This window comes from Gracilimonas sp. (genome assembly GCF_035704785.1).
Lineage (GTDB): Bacteria > Bacteroidota > Rhodothermia > Balneolales > Balneolaceae > Gracilimonas.
In genome coordinates, this window is sequence record NZ_DASSWP010000181.1 from 20,742 (window position 1) to 39,858 (window position 19,117).

Below are 19,117 nucleotides of genomic sequence, written 5' to 3' on the forward strand. Positions count from 1 at the left end.
GTGCAATCTTATGAGACTTTTCTTCCTGTTACTTACCTCCATCCTCTTCCTTCAGACTGCTCATTCACAGGAACGGCAACGGGCGCGCGACCTTGGAATAAAACCGGGTATCTTGACTCCGGGTCCGCTGAATGCCATTACGGATGTTGAAGGCGTAAAGGTTGGGCATCGCACCATTATTGAAGGAGAGAATATCCGCACGGGGGTAACGATGATCTTTCCTCATGATGGAGATCTGTTCAAATCCCGGGTTCCGGCAGCGGTTTATGTGGGCAATGGATTTGGAAAGGCTCTCGGATTTACTCAGGTTCAGGAATTGGGAGAACTGGAAACACCGATCGGGCTGACCAATACGCTCAGCATTCATACAGTAGCTAATGGAATCACAGATTATATGCTTCAACAGCCCGGAAATGAAAATGTGCGCTCCGTCAATCCGGTAGTTGGTGAAACCAACGACGGCTGGCTTAATGACATCCGCGGGCGACATGTAACCATGGAGCATGTTTTTGATGCCATCGAAAATGCTAAAATCGGCCCGGTTGAAGAAGGAAGCGTAGGCGCCGGGACCGGAACTTCGGCCCTGGGATTTAAAGGCGGGATCGGTACTTCATCCCGAACGCTTCCGGAAAAGCATGGCGGTTATACCGTCGGAGTTTTGGTGCAATCCAATTTTGGAGGAGTCCTTACTATTAATGGAGCACCCGTTGGGGAGGAACTGGAAAATCACTACATGGCCAGCGACGTCCCTTATGATGTGGATGGCTCGGTGATGATCATCGTGGCGACCGATGCTCCTCTGCTTTCCCGAAATTTAGAGCGGCTGGCAAAGCGGGCATTTCTTGGAATTTCCCGGGTAGGCGGATTTGCCAGTAACGGAAGCGGTGATTATGTGATCGCTTTTTCAACGAGCGAGGATGTTCGCATCAGCACCCGATCCTCCGGTTCAACCCAGGATTACACGGAATTAAATAACTCGGCCACTACCCCTCTTTTTCTTGCCGCGGTCGAAGCCACGGAAGAAGCCATACTGAATTCCCTGTTCATGGCCACTACCATAACCGGAGATCGCGGAAATACGCAACAGGCACTTCCAATCGATCAGGTTTTGGATATAATGAGGAAATACAACCTGCTGAAAGAATAGTTTTTGAACATCTGAATTTCAATTTGGGCACGTCTCCCACAAACTCTCCCACTCTCTCCCACACCATAATTTCTATACCTTTTTCCCGCACTGAAACATCCATTTGGCTTAGTTATTCGCATTATAAGCGCATATATATAAGATATGTTTAGTTTGTGAAAATCGAGCTCTGTTAGTTAAAAACACCACTTAGGCTATTCTTTAACTTTTTGGCATGAGTACTTGACACATTGTGGTGCTTTGGGGTACATTGTGGGGTGAAGTGGGAGATAGTGGGGACTCTACTCTTTTCTTCGGAAACAGCAATCTAAAATCACCGCAGGGATATCGTGCCAAGTTTTAAAGGACAATACGAGCATAGTATAGATGCCAAAGGCCGCGTAGCCTTCCCTGCAAAGTTACGCAAATCTTTGAGTCCTGACGCACAAGAACGCTTCACTATCGTGCGTGGACAAGAACCATGTCTTTATTTATATCCCGAAGACGAATGGCAAAATGTTGAGAAAAAGCTGTCCCGTATCAACAACTTTACAAAAAAAGGCCGATTGGCTAAGAGAAACTTCCTGCGCTACGCAGAAGATGTGTCCCTCGATAATCAAAACCGTATCGCACTCCCCTCCGATCTTACCACATATGCAGAAATTAACGGTAAAGCCGTTTTTCTGGGAATGGGAGAGTATATAGAGGTATGGGATCCGGCTAAACTTGAAGAAGCTGATGCCAGCCTGGATGACAGCACTTTTGAAGAGATCTTTGAACAAGTGATGGGAGATGAACCGGAAAACGATGGTGCTTGAAATGACAACATACCACCAACACATCCCCGTTTTACTGAATGAATCAGTAGAAGCTCTTATCACTGATGAAAACGGCATATATGTAGATGGCACCCTCGGCGGTGGAGGCCATTCCAAAGAAATTTTAGATCACCTTGGTGAAAACGCACATTTATATGGCATCGATCAGGATGATGAGGCACTTAAAGCTGCTTCAGCATACATTGGCGACGACTCCCGATTTACCCCAATAAAAGGCAATTTTGGCTATCTGGCCACCCTCCTACCTCCCCATACCCACGGTCAGATAGCCGGAATCCTTTTAGATCTTGGAGTTTCAACCCATCAGATAAAAGAACCGGAGCGCGGATTCAGCTTTCAGGAAGATGGCCCGCTTGACATGCGAATGGGAAATCTTTCCGGAGTATCAGCCTATCAGGTGGTTAATGAATACGATTATGAAAAACTGCGCGATATAATCTTCCATTATGGAGAAGAGAAACAGAGCAGAAAGATCGCAAGCACAATTATTGATGCACGACCCATTGAAACTACCGGTGAACTACAAAAAGTAGTCTCTTCAGTAGTAAATAAACGTTTTGAAGTAAAATCGCTGGCTCGTGTTTTTCAGGGAATTCGCATTGAAGTGAATCGCGAACTGGAAATGCTGGAAAATGTAATGGAAGAGTCGCTGGAGGTTTTGAAACCCGGCGGACGAATCGTTGCGATCTCATACCACTCTCTTGAAGACCGGATTGTAAAGAGATTCTTTAAAGCCGGTAATTTCAAAGGTAAAGTGGAAAAAGACTTTTACGGGAACCCGATATCCCCAATCAAGCCTGTGAACAAACAGGTAATTACCCCCACCAAAGAAGAGGTCTCCGTAAATAAAGCAGCCCGAAGCGCTAAACTCCGGATCGCTGAAAAAGTAGAAGGAGGTGAATCATGATGGTGCAATCCCCACTTAAAAAGCATGACATTCGTCCGAACCTTCGTAAAGTATCTTTACCTGACAATAAATCTTCATCTGTAAACAAAAAGGCAAACCGTGCCTCTAAATCATCCGGTTTCGCCGGACTTCCGAAGATAAAACCCTGGAAGGTGATTTTGGGGAGCATTGCTATCGGAATATTCGGGTTACTCTACCTTACACATGTGTTTGCAACCCAGAGGCTGTTAGAAGAAGTTCAAATCCTTGAAGCAGAGTACAACAGAGAACGGGTTCAATACGATGAGCTTAGACTCCGCTACGACCGTATGATCGGTCCTGCAGAAATTTACCGCAAGGCGGAAGAACAAGGATTCATAAACGGTGGCCCGGCAGATAAAGTCATCATTATAAAGGAGTGACGAATGAATGAACGCACTGCCATATTAAGCCGAATGTTTATCATTTTAGGGTTGATACTCCTCATACCGTGTGCCTTAGGGTTCCAACTAATTCGTGTGAATTTTTTTGAAGGTGATGAGTTAAGAGCCCTTTGGAATAAGCAAGCTATTGATCAGATCCCCATCCCTGCACAACGTGGAAACATTTATGATGCAAATGGAACGCTATTAGCAACCAATGCAGTAGACTATAAGCTGGCTTTTGACCCCAAAGTTCAGGTAAATGGTAAAATTGGGGTGCCACAGTCACAGGTCAATCAGTTAACCGGGAAACTTGCTGATCTAACAGGACGAAGTGCGGCTTACTATCAAAACAAGATCAATAGTGCCCCTCCCCACTCCCGATACATTGTGCTCGATACCAACCTCTCTATTTTTGTCAAGGATGAGATCAAAGCCCTTAATATAAAAGGTGTAATACTCGAAGAGAATTATCGCAGAAAATACACCTTTGGCTCTCTTGCTTCCCATGCTTTGGGATTTGTTAATCACAAAACAGAAGGTCGAATAGGGCTCGAGGCTTTCTATAACGATGAGCTCAAAGGGGAAGACGGTGTTCGGCAGGTTAGAAGAGACCCCTTCAACCGTATTTTTGAATATATAGGTTCACCGAAAAAGCTGCCAAGAAATGGATATTCCTTACACACCACCATTGATGCTTATTTACAAGCCATTTTAGAAGATGAGCTTAAAGCCGGTGTGGAAAAACATTTAGCGAATTACGGAACCGGAATTATTATGGATCCTAAAACAGGAGCCATTAAAGCTTTGGCAAATTATCCAACCTATGATCCTAATTACCCGGCCAGTTCAGAGGATGAAAATCGGCGTAATTTTGCTATTTCTGATATGATGGAACCCGGTTCTACATTTAAACTCGTGACGGCTATTGCTGCTGTAGAACAAGGAGTAGTTGAATCTGGAGAAATTTTTGAGACCCCTGAAAACGGAGAAGTCATTATCCATGATCTTATTCTGCGCGATCACGTCCCATTGGGGAATTTAACTTTTCAGGAAGTGATCCAAAAATCATCTAATGTAGCTATGGCTGAGATCGCAATGCGTATGGAGCCTGAGGTATTTTACCAATATGCACGAAATATGGGTTTCGGTAATGATACGAATATTGACCTGATCGGCGAGGTTGAGGGACGTTTGGCTAAACCGTATGAATGGAGTTTAGTGACTCTCCCATGGATGTCTCATGGATATGAAATTTTGGCTACTCCCCTTCAAATCGCTCAATCATATGCTGCATTTGCAAATAATGGCATGATGATGCGTCCTTATATAGTAGAACGAATAGAAGACAAAAATGGAAACATTATCAAGCAGCATGACCCGATCGAAATTCGCCGTGTTGCTAAAAAATCAACTTTAGAAAAGTTATTACCTATTTTTGAAAGTGTTGTTACAGATTCAGGCACCGGTTATCTCGCCCAAGTAGACGGGCTTCGAATTGCTGGTAAAACAGGAACCGCTAAAAAAGTAGTTAATGGACAATATACCAACAATTACCGGGGTTCTTTTGTTGGATTTTTCCCGGTTGAAGATCCACAATATGTTTGTTTCATATTGCTGGATGAGCCTAAAACCAGTGGTTATGGAGGTTTAACGGCTGCACCCATCTTTAAGAAAATTGCTACTCGCATAGCCGGGCTGGATAACAACATCCAACGCGATATGAACACCGGCCAGCAACAAGCTCCTCAATTTGTGCAAGTACCGTTTTTAAAGGGATTATCGCAAGAGCAAGCAGAAATACTTCTGTCCAATTTAAACATACCGTACAGCATTAGTGGAAAGACTGGTTATATAGCCCAACAGATGCCGGAAGCCGGAACTGAGTTAAGCAGAGGACAGGAAATTTCTCTCACTTTATCGGAAACCTACATAAACTCTGATAGCGTGAAAGTAAAAGAGGGTTATGCTGTAATCCCCGACCTAAAGGGAATGAATATGAGACAAGCAGCTTCTCTTTTAATTGAATTGGGTTTACAAACCCAAATCATTGGATCAGGTACAGTGTTTGCACAATATCCTAAAACAGGTGCATGGATGCGAAAAGGATATACCGTTACGATTCGTGGTAAAGCAAAATCACTGGAAACATTAACCCAAGTTAGCGATCGATAATTGAAACTTGAAAAACTTATAGAAATTAGTAATCCGCTTCATGTCACTAATGCTATTAATGACACGGAGCTTACTTCGTTTGCGATCGATTCGCGTGAGGTGAAAGAGAATTCTGTCTTCATTGCAATTCGCGGTACGCAAGTGGATGGCCATATGTTTTTAGAAGATGCTATTGACCGCGGTGCTAAAGTGATCATTTGTGAGGAATCTTATTACACCGAAGAAGAAGTTTGTGTAATTGAAGTTGAAAACACTCAGAAATTGGCAGGGCCCATCGCCCAGGCTTTTGCCGGAAATCCAGCGGATAAGTTAAAGGTTATCGGAATTACAGGAACCAACGGAAAAACAACAACAGCTACTCTTGTTTATCAAGTTCTGAGTACCTGTGGTAAAAAAGCCTCTTTGCTTGGTACGGTAAGCAAGCGGATCCTGGATAATGAATTCGACAGTAAACTTACTACTGCTGACCCCATCGAACTTGCCAGCGATATGCAGGCAATGGTTGAGGCAGGTGCTGAATATCTGGTAATGGAAGTTTCTTCTCACGCGCTGCATCAATACCGGGTAGCCGGGTTTGATTTTGAGGTAGCAGGTTTTACGAATTTAAGTCACGATCATCTTGATTACCACGAGACACTGGAAGAGTACGCAAAAGCAAAGAAAATGCTTTTTGATACGCTTCCTGAAAATTCTACTGCTGTAATAAATGCAGATGATAAGTTTGGAGCAGAAATGCTTAAGGATTGTAAAGCTAAAAAACTATCCCTGAGTTTTCATAATGACTCCGCCTACATCCTTGAAAATTCAGCCAACGGTATATCCGTGATCGTGGACGGAGAGAAAATTGAAAGCCCTCTTGTAGGGAAATTCAATGCCTACAATATTGGATTGGCATTCTTAATGTGCAAAGCTCTTAGCTTAAGCCCTAAAGAAATTACCGAAGCCCTAAATGAAGCCAAAGGAGCTGCCGGCCGTATGGAACCGGTCACTGTTGAAGGTGAAAACCTGCCTTTGGTTATAGTGGATTATGCTCACACACCGGATGCATTACAAAATGTACTCTCTACCCTGTCTGCCGTTAAAGATGCGGCTCAGAAATTAACGGTGATCTTTGGTGCCGGTGGCGATCGTGATACTTCTAAAAGACCTGAAATGGCTAAAGTATCCGAAGAATATGCAGATAAAATTATTGTGACCAGCGATAATCCCAGAAGTGAAAACCCGGATCTGATAATTGCAGATATTTTAAATGGTTTTGAGAATCTGGATAATGTAAAAAGCATCACCAACCGAAAAGATGCCATTGAGAAAACTATTTCAGAGGCGACTTCAGATGAAATAATTCTTATTGCCGGTAAGGGGCATGAAGACTATCAGGAGATCAAGGGAGAACGCCATCCTTTTGATGATCGTGAAATTGCCCGTGAATTTCTCACTAAAAAAGCCGGAGGAAACTGATGCTGCACGAACTTTTCACCTGGCTTGATACTGTTTATGATGTTCCGGGTACCGGAGCTGTAGCTTTTATTTCAACCCGTACAGCATTGGCTGCTATTACCTCCCTGCTAATCAGCTTGTTTATTGGCCGAAAAATGATACAGTTGCTTAGCAAACTACAGCTAAAAGAAGTGATAAGGGATGATATTGGCCTCGATCATCACCTTGCTAAAGGTTCTACCCCCACCATGGGTGGTGTCATCATTATTTTGGCGATAGTGATCCCCACAATTCTCTGGGCCCGATTAGATAGTATATATAGCTGGCTGATCGTTTTTGTGGTGCTTGCACTCGGAATTGTCGGTTTTATTGATGACTATATTAAAGTAGTTAAGAAAGATAAAAGTGGCCTAGCCGGGTGGTTCAAAATTGCCGGTCAGGTTACAGTCGGTTTAGTTGTTGGTGCTGTACTTTATTTTTACCCGGATTTCGAATCATTCAACACATTGACTACGGTACCCTTTCTGAAAAATGTAAACTTAGATTATGCATTTTTCGGGGATACACTGGGCTGGGTAATTTATTTAAGCGTCTCTGTTTTTGTGATCACTGCCGTTAGTAACGCCACTAATCTAACCGACGGACTTGATGGACTTGCCGCCGGTATTTCGGCCATTTGCGGTATTGTATTTGCCATTTTTGCATACGTATCCGGCCGGGTCGATTTCTCCGGCTTCCTCGACATCATGTATCTCCCCGGCGTAGGAGAACTCACGATATTTAGTGCCTCATTGATCGGGGCTTGTATTGGATTTTTATGGTATAACACGAATCCGGCCTCCGTTTTTATGGGAGATACGGGCTCACTTGCTTTAGGCGGAGCTTTCGGTGCTTTAGGCCTGATGTTGCACAAGGAATTACTACTCCCTTTCATTTGTGGAATCTTCTTTTTTGAAACGCTTTCGGTGATCATTCAAACAACCTATTTCAAATATACCAAGCGAAAATATGGAGAAGGGCGGCGGGTATTCCTGATGACCCCTATCCATCACCACTTTGAGAAAAAAGGTTGGCCTGAGCAAAAAATTGTAGTTCGGTTTTGGATCATCACCATACTGCTTGGAATTCTAAGCCTTTTAACGCTTAAGATCAGATGAGAAAAATTCAGAACAAACATATTGTTGTGATAGGTGCTGCCAAAAGTGGTATTGCGGCCTCTCTACTTCTCCATAAAAAAGGAGCTGATATCTTTGTGTCTGATTATGGAGTGATTTCAAGTGATGCTAAACAGAAATTAAAAAAGGCCGCCATTCCTTTTGAGGAAAACGGTCATACAGATAAGGCGCGATCAGCTGAATTCGCAGTAGTTAGTCCCGGAGTGCCAACTGAATCACCTATTGTTCAACATTACCTGAATAATGGAAAGGAAATTTTCTCTGAAATTGAAGTCGCAAGCTGGTTTACAGATCACAAAATTATTGCGGTAACCGGAAGTAATGGTAAAACTACTGTTGCCAACTGGCTCGATCATGTCTGGAAAATAGCAAAACGTGAACATTCCCTTGCCGGAAATATAGGAGTGGCTTTTTCAGATAAAGTAGAAGCTAACAAAGGAGATTTCCTTTTGGAGATCAGCAGTTTCCAGCTCGATCACATTAAAGATTTTAAACCGGCAGTGAGCATAATTTTAAACATCACTCCTGACCACCTGAATCGCTATGGAAATAGCCTCGAAGCTTATGCAGCTTCTAAATTCAGGATCACAGAAAATCAGACGGAAGATGAACGGTTTATCTTCAATTATGACGACCCGACCATCAAAAAGCATATTGAAACGCTAAAGCAAAAACAAAAAGCTCCCCAACTATGGGCTTTCTCTAATGAGAATGAGGTACCTGAAGGAGCTTTTATTCGTAACGAACATATCATCTTCAAATTCAACAACAAGGAAGAACCCCTTATGCCAGTAGAAGAAATAGGACTCCGAGGCCGGCACAACGTAAGTAATGGCCTGGCCACCGCATTGGCAGCCCGCGCTGCTGAGATCAAAAATGAAGCCATTCGCGAAAGTCTGCGCACTTTCACCGGTGTTGAACATCGCCTGGAAGTTGCCCGCGAAGTAAATGGTGTTAAGTATATCAATGACAGCAAAGCAACGAATGTAAATGCGGTTTGGTTTGCTCTTGATAGTTTTCATGTGCCCGTTACTCTGATCTTAGGTGGTCGTGACAAAGGAAATGATTACAGCGACCTGGAGGCTCAGATTCGCGAAAAGGTTCACACTATCATCGCGATAGGAGAATCTAAAGACCGAGTGCAAGAACAACTTGGAAAAATTACACCAAATTTTGTCAGAGTTGAGACTATGGGAGGTGCTGTCAGGGCAGCGCAAAAGGTCGCCAAACGCGGGGAAGTAGTCCTTTTAAGTCCTGCTTGTGCTTCTTTCGATATGTTTGACAGTTACGAACATCGCGGCAAAATTTTCAAAGAAGAAGTAGATAAACTATGAACCGTAGCAGAGTAACATAGCGACAGAGTTACAAAGTGGATTTCTATTGATTCCACTTTGTAACTCTGCCACTTCAATACTTTGTCACTTAAAATATATGATATACACCAGTCCACATAGCAATATTTCCAACATCATCGGCACTTCAGCCGAGGATATCGACACGCGCAAGCAAGGCAGTGACCGATACCTTTTGATGTCGGTGGTTATCCTGATGACCTTCGGGATGCTTGCGGTGTATTCGTCAATTGCGTTCTTCGCAGAAACAAAATCTACCACAGCCGGACAGTTAATTATCGGCCACCTCGTGAAGTTGGGCATAGCATTTTTTGTCATGTTGCTGGCTTCTAAGATAAACTATCACATTATTGCCAAGTTCAGTAGAATCGGCATGGTCCTCAGCCTGATACTCCTTTTGGTAGTATTGGCTTTTGGAACGGAACAATTTGGTGCCAAACGGTGGCTCAATGTAGGAGGGTTTTCTTTTCAACCTTCGATGGTGGCTACAGTGGCACTGATCGTGCATATTTGTGTTCTATTGAGTGAAAAGCAGGAATACATCAAAGATTTCAAGAAAACCTTTCTCCCTATCCTGTTCTGGGTGATCCTGACTTGTGGTCTTATTGGGCTTGAAGATTTCAGCAGTGCGGGAATTCTATTGGTGATCTGCCTTATCATTATGTTTATCGGAAGGGTAAGTATAATTCAACTGGGTGCATTGGTTGCTATAGGGATCCTGGGTGGTGCTTTATTACTCAACCAATCTGCTAACCGACAAGACCGGATCAACCAATATATTACTCAAATTAAAGACATCCCCAGTGAGTACATTATCCAGGGAAGTGGATACCAGGCTCAGCAGGCACATATCGCTATTGCCAAAGGAGAACTAATTGGCGTAGGTATTGGTAAAAGCTCTCAACGCGATTTCCTACCGGCTCCTTACAACGACTTTATTTTTGCGATCATTGCTGAAGAATATGGACTGATCGGTGCTATGTCACTGGTCTTCATGTTTACAATGATCTTAATCCGAGGGGTTGTTTTCATTGCACGGAATGCAGAAGATCATCTTGGTTCACTATTGGCTGTAGCATGTACACTTACTATAGTCTTATATGGATTTGTTAACGCCGGAGTTGCCAGTGGAATCCTTCCGGTAACGGGACTCCCCATGCCCTTTGTAAGTTATGGCGGAACAAGTATGCTTTTTGCCGGACTAATGGTAGGCATCCTCCTCAACATCTCGAAACATAACCGGAAGCGGAGGCCTTTGTTCTATGGATAAACCAAGAATTTTATTGGCAGCAGGCGGAACAGGTGGACACGTATATCCTGCTATTGCCATTGCAGATGCTTTGAAGGCTGAAAACTCTGATACCGAGATTCTATTTGTGGGAACCAAAGATCATATGGAATGGAATGCAGTGCCCAAAGCCGGATATGATATCAGTAATGTCTGGATCAGCGGATTCCACCGGCGGTTCACCCTTAAGAACTTGATGTTTCCGGTAAAACTGATGACAAGCCTGGTTCAAAGTTTAAGAATTTTATCAGGATATAAACCTCATGTGGTGGTTTCCTGTGGCGGTTATGTAGCCGGACCTGTCGGTTGGGTTGCCGGAAAGAAAGGAATCCCGGTTGTGATACAGGAGCAGAACAGTTTCCCGGGTGTAACAAACCGACTGTTGTCGAAATTTGCCGTCAAGATATTTACAGCCTTCAGAGAAGCAGATCGTTATCTCCCCGAAGACAAAACAGAGGTAACCGGAAATCCAACCCGAGCTACGCTAACCGGGGCGGATAAAGATAAAGCCCTTGAATCATTTGGATTCAGTGATGACAAGCCGGTGCTGTTGGTGATGGGCGGAAGTGGAGGAGCAAAGACGATCAATGAGGCTATGAAAGCTAATATTGAACAGCTTCATGACAAAGCCGGCTTGCAGATCATATGGCAGTGCGGTGCAAGATATTACGATGAACTTTCAACCGAGATCAACGAAAAGAGCTTAGAAAAGCTGCGGCTCACTGCTTTCATCGACAATATGGCGGAAGCCTATGCAGCTGCAGATCTGGTTATAAGTCGCGCCGGAGCAAGTTCATGCTCAGAATTAATGTTAACGGGAAAACCAAGTGTTCTGGTTCCCTCTCCCAATGTTGCCGGAGATCACCAAACACAAAACGCTAAAGCGATGGCTGATGCAGGAGCATCTAAATTGCTGGAGGATAATGCTATGAAAGAGACCATGACTGAATTAGTAGAACAATTGATCTATGATCAGGAAAACCTGCAGCGTATGAATCAGGCAGCCCTGAATTTAGCAAAACCGGAAGCAGCTAAACTGATCGCCAAAGAAATTTTAGAAATCGCAAAATCGAAGTTATAGAACAATAGTGGAAAAACGCATCGAGAAACAACCCGTTTTTGGTAAAACCAAGCATATCCACATGGTGGGTATCGGTGGAATTGGTATGAGCGGGATGGCCGAGATCTTATTACTGCGCGGATATAAAGTAACCGGCTCGGACGGTGCTGAAACCGAAACTACGCGCCGCTTACAGGAATTGGGGGCAACGGTTCACAAAGGCCATGATGCTAAATATATTGAAGGTGCCGATGTAGTGGTATTCACCAGTGCGGTTAAAGCTGACGAAAATGTAGAGACCAAAGCTGCCATTGAAAAACGCATTCCCACCATCAAACGCGCCGAAATGCTTGCTGAGTTGATGAAGATGAAATTCGGTATCGGCGTAGCCGGAACACATGGCAAAACCACGACCACCACGATGGTCGGCCATGTAACTCAGGATGGAAATTATGATCCGACTATTATTGTAGGCGGTAAAGTTCACAGTTTTGACAAGACCAATGCCGTGGTCGGAAAAGGAGACCTGATCGTAGTGGAAGCCGATGAATTTGACCGGACTTTCCTTCGCCTCTCTCCTTCCATTGCCATCATTACGAATATTGAAGCTGAACACCTGGACATTTACGATGACCTGGAAGATGTAAAGCAGGCATTTGTTGATTATGCGAATAAGGTGCCTTTTTACGGAGCAGTGATCGTGTGTTTGGACGACCCTAACGTTCGAAGCATTCTGCCTGAATTAGAGAAACGAGTTATCACCTATGGTTTGACTCCACAGGCTAAACTGCGTGCCACTGATATTATAGCCGATGCTTTTACAAGTACCTTCTCAGTTATATATGAAGGAGAAAAACTTGGGGTGATCACCTTGAAAGCCCCCGGCGAGCATAATGTGAAGAATGCATTGGCCGCCATCGCAACCGGAATTGAACTCGGTATTGATTTCAAGCTGATCAAACAAGGCCTGGAGCATTTTGATGGCGTATTCCGTCGCTTCCAGCTTAAATATGATAATGGCTGTATGGTGATCGATGATTATGCTCACCATCCAACCGAAGTACAGGCAACCTTACAAGCCGCCCGAAAAGGCTGGCCGGACCGAAGAGTAGTTGCCGTGTTTCAGCCGCATTTGTATTCCAGAACTCAGGATCTGTACAAGGATTTTGGCCTCTCATTCTTTGATGCCGAATTATTGATCGTTACGGATGTCTATCCCTCCCGTGAAAAACCTATTGAAGGCGTTACCGGTAAATTGATCGCAGACACCGCGGTACAATACGGACACAAGAATGTCATCTATCTGGAAGACAAAAAAGAGGTCACAAAGACCCTCAAAGAAGTTTCGAAAGCCGGAGATATCATCATTACGATGGGTGCAGGAGATATCTATCGATTTGGCGAAGAATTCGTAGAAGCACTGAAATCAAAAAACTTTAAACCGAAAACAAAATAGTTGAGTAAGCAAGCTTCAAATAGAAACTTAATGCCCTGGATCACCACTGTTTTAATGGTGACAGGACTTGCTGTGCTTGCCGGCATGTATTGGACCAAAAATGTGACCGTTCAGGACCTGAAAGTGAATGACCTGACCTTCACACAATACGTAGCTATAAAAGAGGCTGCAGCTGTTCCTATGGGTATAAAACCGGATAGTCTTGACCTTAATGCGGTAACTCAACGAATTGAAAGCCTGACGTATGTCAGATCTGCAATACCCTACATCGAACCTAATGGGGATTTAAGGCTGAATATAACAGAACGTCAGCCGATTGCTTTACTGATCAACGGTTCAAACAGAAAATACGTAGATGCAGATGGAGTGCGGTTGCCAATTTTAGATGACAAGACACAGGATGTCCCCTTGTTATATGGATACAGTGCTGAATCATCCGATACCATCAAAACCGAATCTTTCTTTCAGGTCAGAGACTTTTTAGTGGCAGCCAAAAGCAATGAATTTGGCTGGACCACTATCAGTGAAGTGGTGTTCGATGAAACCGACGGAGTAGTGGCTTTAAGTCATGAAAATGGCGTAAAACTGCTTTTTGGCCGGGATAATTTTAAACACAAACTGGAAAACTGGGAAGCCTTTTATGCTGAAGTTATCCGAACCAAGGGAATTCAGTCTATGCAACAGGTAGACCTCAGGTTCTCAAATCAGGTTGTGACTCATGAGATATAACCTAAACAACATATCATTCTACAGAAAACTGAGAGGCAAAAGATGAAATTATTTTTTAGATCAAAATATTCAGAACAGGATAAATCTCATGAAAATGCAGCCCAACATCTCTTTGATACACTTCTGAATGCACCCTACCCGGCCACAACCGGCAAATATGCAAGAGACAGGATCTCCCGGTTTTATGCAGCTTTGAAGGAAAATTACATAGGTTCGTTCAATTATATGACTGAACTAAGCATCCTCGATACAGTCCCGATAACAATCAATACAAATTTAGCAATCAATCAAAACACAGCGGATCATCATGGAAGAACATGAAAACATTATGGTAGGCCTTGATATAGGCACCACCAAAATTTGCGCAATCGTAGCCTCAATCGATGAACAGGAACGAATTCACATTCTCGGTGTAGGTAAAGCCCATAGCGACGGCCTGAACCGCGGAGTTGTGGTAAATATCGATAAAACTGTTAATGCCATTAAAGATGCCATTGCCCAGGCAGAACTGGCTTCGGGCATTCAGGTTAACTCAGTGAACGTAGGTATTGCCGGCGATCATATTCGCAGCATGAGAAGCAAAGGTGTGATCACCATCAACAACAAAGACAACGAAATTACAGCCAAAGATGTGGAGCGGCTTCTTGAAGATTGCCAGCGCATCATGCTTCCTACCGATCAACAGATCCTCCATGTTATCCCACAGGAATTTGTAGTGGACGGACAGGATGGTATCAGCGATCCGGTTGGAATGAGCGGCATGCGTATGGAAGCAGAAGTACACATTATTACGGGACTCGTATCCGCAGCCAAAAATATGTACCGCTGTGTGGAACGTGCCGGTTACCAGGTTGCAGACCTTATTCTCGAGCCCCTTGCCTCCTCTTACTCTGTATTGGATGAAGAAGAAAAAGAAGCCGGTGTGGTATTGGTTGATATCGGAGGCGGTACCACTGACCTCGCCATCTTCCAGGATAATACCATCCGTCATACGGCCGTAGTTGCCATAGCCGGACAAAAAGTAACGGACGATATTCGTCTCGGACTCAGTGTGCTTGACGATCAGGCCGAAACCCTCAAGCGCAAGCACGGTGAAAGTTATGCAGACCTTATTGAAGAGGATGAAGTCATAACAGTTCCCGGAATTGCAGGCCGGCCTCCCAAAGAAATTACAAAAAGCATACTTGCAAAGATCGTTCAGGCCCGGATGGAAGAGATCCTCGAGATCGTGGGCATTGAGATCAAACGCAGCGGCTATGCCGATTCAATGAGCGCCGGGGTAGTAATTACCGGTGGCGGATCATTGATCAAGAATATCTGTCCGCTGGCTAACGAAATTTTAGGACTGGATGCCAAAGTGGGAATCCCATTGGGCATTACAGGAGGACTGAAGGAAGAAGTAAACAGCCCGATCTACGCTACCGGTGTGGGTCTGGTGATGCACGCCCTTCGTTCAGGCACCTCAAACAATCAGGCAATGATTCCTGGACAAGCAAAAGGAACCAATGTTGAGCAGGTGATGCAGAAGATCACCGAGCGCATGAAGAGTTGGTTCAAAGAACTTTAATAGTAAAATCAGCAATCAACAAAACAACGGAATGAAACCGTCTGACGAATTATATAAGCATCATAGCTTGAATCATCCATCAGACCGACTTAGGGCGGTCAGATGGAGTAAGAATCTTTCGTCTGACGGATCGAATTCCAAACGCAATCATCTACAACAATAACAATCCAGTAAAACAACAACTCAAAAGGAGTTAACAATGGCTAACAATTCACGTTTCTTTTTCGACGAACAGAGCCAGGAAAACGCTAAGATCAAAGTGATCGGCGTAGGCGGCGGTGGCGGTAACGCTATAAATAATATGATTAACATGGGTCTCGAAAGTGTGGAGTACATCGCACTTAATACCGATGCCCAGGCACTTAAAAACAGCATGGCAGATATCAAGATCCAGGTGGGCTCAGCCCTTACCAACGGACTTGGAGCCGGAGCACGTCCGGAGATCGGACGTGAAGCGGTAGAGGAAAACCGCCATGAAATAGAAGAATCCATTGAAAATGCCGATATGGTATTCGTGACGGCAGGAATGGGTGGTGGAACCGGAACCGGAGGAGCTCCCGTGGTAGCCGGAATCGCCAAGCGTCGTGGAATTTTAACCGTGGGTATCATCACTACCCCATTTGAATGTGAGGGCAAGGTTCGTAAGAAATATGCCCTTGAGGGAATCACCGAACTCAAGAAAAATTGTGATACGGTAATAGTGATTCCTAACGAGCGACTCCTCGACATCGCCGACGAAAACACTTCCCTCATGGAAGCCTTCGCTATGGCAAACGAGGTGCTCTACAACGCAACTCGCGGCATCAGTGACCTGATCCTCATGCCCGGACTTATCAATCTTGACTTTGCTGACGTTCGCACAACCATGAGCGACGGTGGTGCAGCCATTATGGGTTCGGCTACGGCTGAAGGTCCTGACAGAGCTGAGAAAGCAGCACGTGCAGCCATCAACTCTCCGTTGTTAGACGGCGTGAGTATTCGTGGTGCACGCAATGTACTCGTAAATATCTCTGCGGGTTCAAACCTTGGAATGCGCGAAACTACTACAGCTACCAACATCATCCATGAAGAAGCCGGCGAAAATGCTGAGATCATTTTAGGTACGGTATTGGATGAGACCTTTGGAGATGAGATCCGGGTAACGGTGATATCTACAGGTTTTGAACTTGCTGAAGATCGTTCTACAGCTAAGGTTGCCGGAAATAAAGAGCCTTCATTGAATAAAGCTGCTCAAAATGCTCAAGCAAATATTGACAGCCAAAGGTCAAAAAAGGAATCTGATGTACCCAATCGATTCCCACGCGGAACCGGAGACTATTATAAAGGCGAAAACAACCTCAAGAAACTTGATACCCCTTCTTACCTGCGTCGCGACCTGAACGTTCGCAAGCAGGAAGAGAATATTGAAGTTCCTGAGGAGGAAGAGCAACGAAGCGATGCGCAAGATAACATTGCTCCTTTCCAGAGCCGTACTGAACGTATCCGTAAGGATGACTCTGAGCAACCGGCCTTTCTCCGCAAGATCATGGATTAAGGAATTGTTTATCGCTACCGATTCTCACCACGGTACCATGGAAATGGTATCTCTGAGAATCACTGATTTTACTGGATTATAGCTTCATTTAAGCTATAGATTGCTAACAACAGAAGAAGCCCTTTGATCGGGGCTTCTTTTTTTTGATCGCAGATTTTTTTGATTACGCGGATTTCTCGGATTTACTTTTTGAATATTATTTTTAGTCTTGAGCAAAGCGGAGACTAAATAGTAACACCCATAGATCTTTTCAGTCTTTAGCATAGCGGTGACTGAAAAGTACCAACCCAGGAAGTCTCTGACTTCCATAATGGTCAAACCAATTTTTTCTCAAATAAATATCAGACAATCTTTAGTCACTGCTCGATAATCTTTTAACTAGATTTAGACTTTGTTGACTCGCTAAAGACTTAAGATATCATTTAGAAACCTCTGTCCTACGTTCTGTAATAGAGCTAAGTTGGAAGAATATCTTACAATATCGCTGGGGCTACATTCTAACGTCCTTCGAGGACTTATTCTTGCAAAATTGTAGATTCTCCTACAAAATACTCCAGATTAAACGACCGGCCATAGCCACAGCAAGTACTGCAAAGCCCCATTGCAGGTATTTCCTTTTGATCTTTTGGTTGAGAAAAGCTCCGCCAAATCCACCTATCAATCCACCGATGGCCAGCGGTAAGGCGGCTCCAAAATCAACATATCCTATTGAAAATTCGGTGATCCCTGATACAGCTCCCGGTTCGAGTGCAAGCTGAACCCAGCCTGAAGTTACCATCAGGATCATAGCAAGGTGGGAAACACTGACCGCTTTTTTAAAGGGCTGATTATAGAATAAATTCATGATAGGCACCATCACCCCGCCCCCTCCAACTCCTGCAAGGGCAGCAACAAATCCACCAAAGCCACCGGTAATAAAAGATTGCTTGATCTTAAGCGGCTCAAACTCCCTGTCATATTCATCACTTTTGTCCTTGCCTCTGCCAAACATCATGTACGCAACATAAAGTAGCAAAACCGAGAAAAAGATCACGAATTCGGTTCGGCTGTAATACGGAGAAGTGATCACCAGTTTTCCCAGGTACACTCCCAGAACTCCCATCAATCCGAGTTTAAGTCCTTCACTCCAAAACATATTATCCTGCACATATTGGCGCACAATACTTCCTGAAGCAGCAATGAAGGTGCAAAATAATCCAGAGGCTATCGTCCATAGCACCGGTTCTTCAACACCGGCCCCCTCAAACAAAAAGAAAAGTACCGGAGTGAAAATGATCCCACCACCTATTCCAAGCAAGCCTGCAAGAATTCCTGCAATCAACCCAATCAATAATAGAAGCAGCAGCTCAACCAACGGTAATCTCCCCTTTTAAATAGGTAATCGCAGAACCGGATATCTCCACACGATCTCCTTTCATTTTGCAGATCAGGTCGCCGCCCCGCTTAGAGATCTGACGAGCTTTCAATTCCTCTTTACCAAGTTTCTTGCTCCAGTATGGGGTGCTTTTGGTGTGAGCCGAACCCGTAACCGGATCTTCATCCACTCCCGATTGCGGGGCAAAGAAACGGGAAATAAAATCAACTTCATTACCCGGAGCCGTGACAATAATTCCTCGGGCCTCCACTTCGCTCAACATTTTAATATCAGGTTTTAATGCTGCCACTTCTTCTTCCGAATCCAGCACTACCATATAATCATCGGACTTATAGACTTCGGAGGTTTTGGGAATTCCCAGAGCTCGAAACAGTACATCGGGAGCTTCAGCTTTATCCATGTGATCCCCGGGGAAATTCATCAAAAGGCGATTATCTTTTTTGCTTACGGTAAGTAAACCGCTTTTGGTTTTGAAGATGATCTCGCCTTCAGAATATCCCAGTTCTTCAAACAAAACATGAGCCGATGCAAGGGTTGCATGTCCACACAGATCCACTTCCACCGTTGGAGTAAACCATCGCAGGCGATAGCCGTCCCCCTCCTTCACAAAAAAAGCGGTTTCAGAAAGATTATTCTCGGCAGCTATGTTCTGCATTTGTTCGTCCGTCAGCCATTCTTCTAAAGGAACCACAGCAG

General features: G+C 44.3%; 17 protein-coding genes. 15 read left to right on the forward strand and 2 right to left on the reverse strand.

From position 1 onward, the window contains the following. Positions 1-10: 10 nt before the first annotated feature. The 15 genes from VFM80_RS10510 (at position 11) to ftsZ (ending at position 17,046) form a co-directional block, all read left to right on the forward strand. On the forward strand, positions 11-1,147 hold the full coding sequence (locus VFM80_RS10510; protein ID WP_395071785.1) for a P1 family peptidase: 1,137 nt from the start codon (positions 11-13) through the stop codon (positions 1,145-1,147). Between the two features lie 329 nt (positions 1,148-1,476). After that, positions 1,477-1,944, forward strand: coding sequence for a division/cell wall cluster transcriptional repressor MraZ (gene mraZ / locus VFM80_RS10515; protein ID WP_395071786.1), 468 nt, complete (start codon positions 1,477-1,479; stop codon positions 1,942-1,944). Further along, entirely contained in the window at positions 1,919-2,872 is a 954-nt protein-coding gene (gene rsmH, locus VFM80_RS10520) for a 16S rRNA (cytosine(1402)-N(4))-methyltransferase RsmH (protein ID WP_395071787.1), read from the forward strand. The genes mraZ and rsmH overlap by 26 nt, the downstream gene beginning before the upstream one ends. After that, positions 2,869-3,273, forward strand: coding sequence for a hypothetical protein (locus VFM80_RS10525; RefSeq protein ID WP_395071788.1), 405 nt, complete (start codon positions 2,869-2,871; stop codon positions 3,271-3,273). The genes rsmH and VFM80_RS10525 overlap by 4 nt, the downstream gene beginning before the upstream one ends. Before the next feature lie 3 nt (positions 3,274-3,276). After that, positions 3,277-5,448: a penicillin-binding transpeptidase domain-containing protein gene (locus VFM80_RS10530; RefSeq protein ID WP_395071789.1), complete on the forward strand. Its 2,172-nt coding sequence runs from the start codon at positions 3,277-3,279 to the stop codon at positions 5,446-5,448. Beyond that, a complete protein-coding gene (locus tag VFM80_RS10535; protein WP_395071790.1) occupies positions 5,449-6,906 on the forward strand; it encodes a UDP-N-acetylmuramoyl-L-alanyl-D-glutamate--2,6-diaminopimelate ligase in 1,458 nt (485 codons plus the stop codon). After that, positions 6,906-8,042: a phospho-N-acetylmuramoyl-pentapeptide-transferase gene (gene mraY, locus VFM80_RS10540; RefSeq protein WP_395071791.1), complete on the forward strand. Its 1,137-nt coding sequence runs from the start codon at positions 6,906-6,908 to the stop codon at positions 8,040-8,042. The genes VFM80_RS10535 and mraY overlap by 1 nt, the downstream gene beginning before the upstream one ends. Beyond that, complete coding sequence (murD, locus tag VFM80_RS10545) at positions 8,039-9,394, forward strand: UDP-N-acetylmuramoyl-L-alanine--D-glutamate ligase (protein WP_395071792.1); 1,356 nt, start codon at positions 8,039-8,041, stop codon at positions 9,392-9,394. The genes mraY and murD overlap by 4 nt, the downstream gene beginning before the upstream one ends. Before the next feature lie 97 nt (positions 9,395-9,491). Next, positions 9,492-10,682, forward strand: coding sequence for an FtsW/RodA/SpoVE family cell cycle protein (locus VFM80_RS10550; protein WP_395071793.1), 1,191 nt, complete (start codon positions 9,492-9,494; stop codon positions 10,680-10,682). Then, on the forward strand, positions 10,675-11,781 hold the full coding sequence (murG, locus tag VFM80_RS10555) for an undecaprenyldiphospho-muramoylpentapeptide beta-N-acetylglucosaminyltransferase (RefSeq protein ID WP_395071794.1): 1,107 nt from the start codon (positions 10,675-10,677) through the stop codon (positions 11,779-11,781). Before VFM80_RS10550 ends, murG begins: the two co-directional genes overlap by 8 nt. Before the next feature lie 61 nt (positions 11,782-11,842). Continuing rightward, the gene (gene murC / locus VFM80_RS10560; RefSeq protein ID WP_395071801.1) at positions 11,843-13,216 is read left to right on the forward strand and encodes a UDP-N-acetylmuramate--L-alanine ligase; all 1,374 of its coding nucleotides are present in this window, start codon (positions 11,843-11,845) and stop codon (positions 13,214-13,216) included. 30 nt (positions 13,217-13,246) lie between these two features. Continuing rightward, the gene (locus tag VFM80_RS10565; protein ID WP_395071795.1) at positions 13,247-13,945 is read left to right on the forward strand and encodes a cell division protein FtsQ/DivIB; all 699 of its coding nucleotides are present in this window, start codon (positions 13,247-13,249) and stop codon (positions 13,943-13,945) included. Positions 13,946-13,987: 42 nt separating this feature from the next. Further along, positions 13,988-14,266: a hypothetical protein gene (locus tag VFM80_RS10570; protein WP_395071796.1), complete on the forward strand. Its 279-nt coding sequence runs from the start codon at positions 13,988-13,990 to the stop codon at positions 14,264-14,266. Continuing rightward, positions 14,253-15,512, forward strand: a complete 1,260-nt coding sequence (ftsA, locus tag VFM80_RS10575; RefSeq protein ID WP_395071797.1) for a cell division protein FtsA — start codon at positions 14,253-14,255, stop codon at positions 15,510-15,512. The genes VFM80_RS10570 and ftsA overlap by 14 nt, the downstream gene beginning before the upstream one ends. 199 nt (positions 15,513-15,711) lie before the next feature. Next, positions 15,712-17,046 (forward strand): cell division protein FtsZ, encoded by a 1,335-nt coding sequence (ftsZ, locus tag VFM80_RS10580; protein ID WP_395071798.1) that lies wholly within the window; start codon positions 15,712-15,714, stop codon positions 17,044-17,046. A 541-nt stretch (positions 17,047-17,587) separates the two neighbouring features. On the opposite strand, the gene VFM80_RS10585 is transcribed toward ftsZ, so the two are convergent. Together VFM80_RS10585 and VFM80_RS10590 are read right to left on the reverse strand one after the other, a co-directional pair. Next, on the reverse strand, positions 17,588-18,400 hold the full coding sequence (locus VFM80_RS10585; protein WP_395071799.1) for a sulfite exporter TauE/SafE family protein: 813 nt from the start codon (positions 18,398-18,400) through the stop codon (positions 17,588-17,590). After that, positions 18,393-19,117: PhzF family phenazine biosynthesis protein (locus VFM80_RS10590; protein WP_395071800.1), on the reverse strand; the 725-nt coding region annotated here is incomplete at its 5' end. The genes VFM80_RS10585 and VFM80_RS10590, both read right to left, overlap by 8 nt.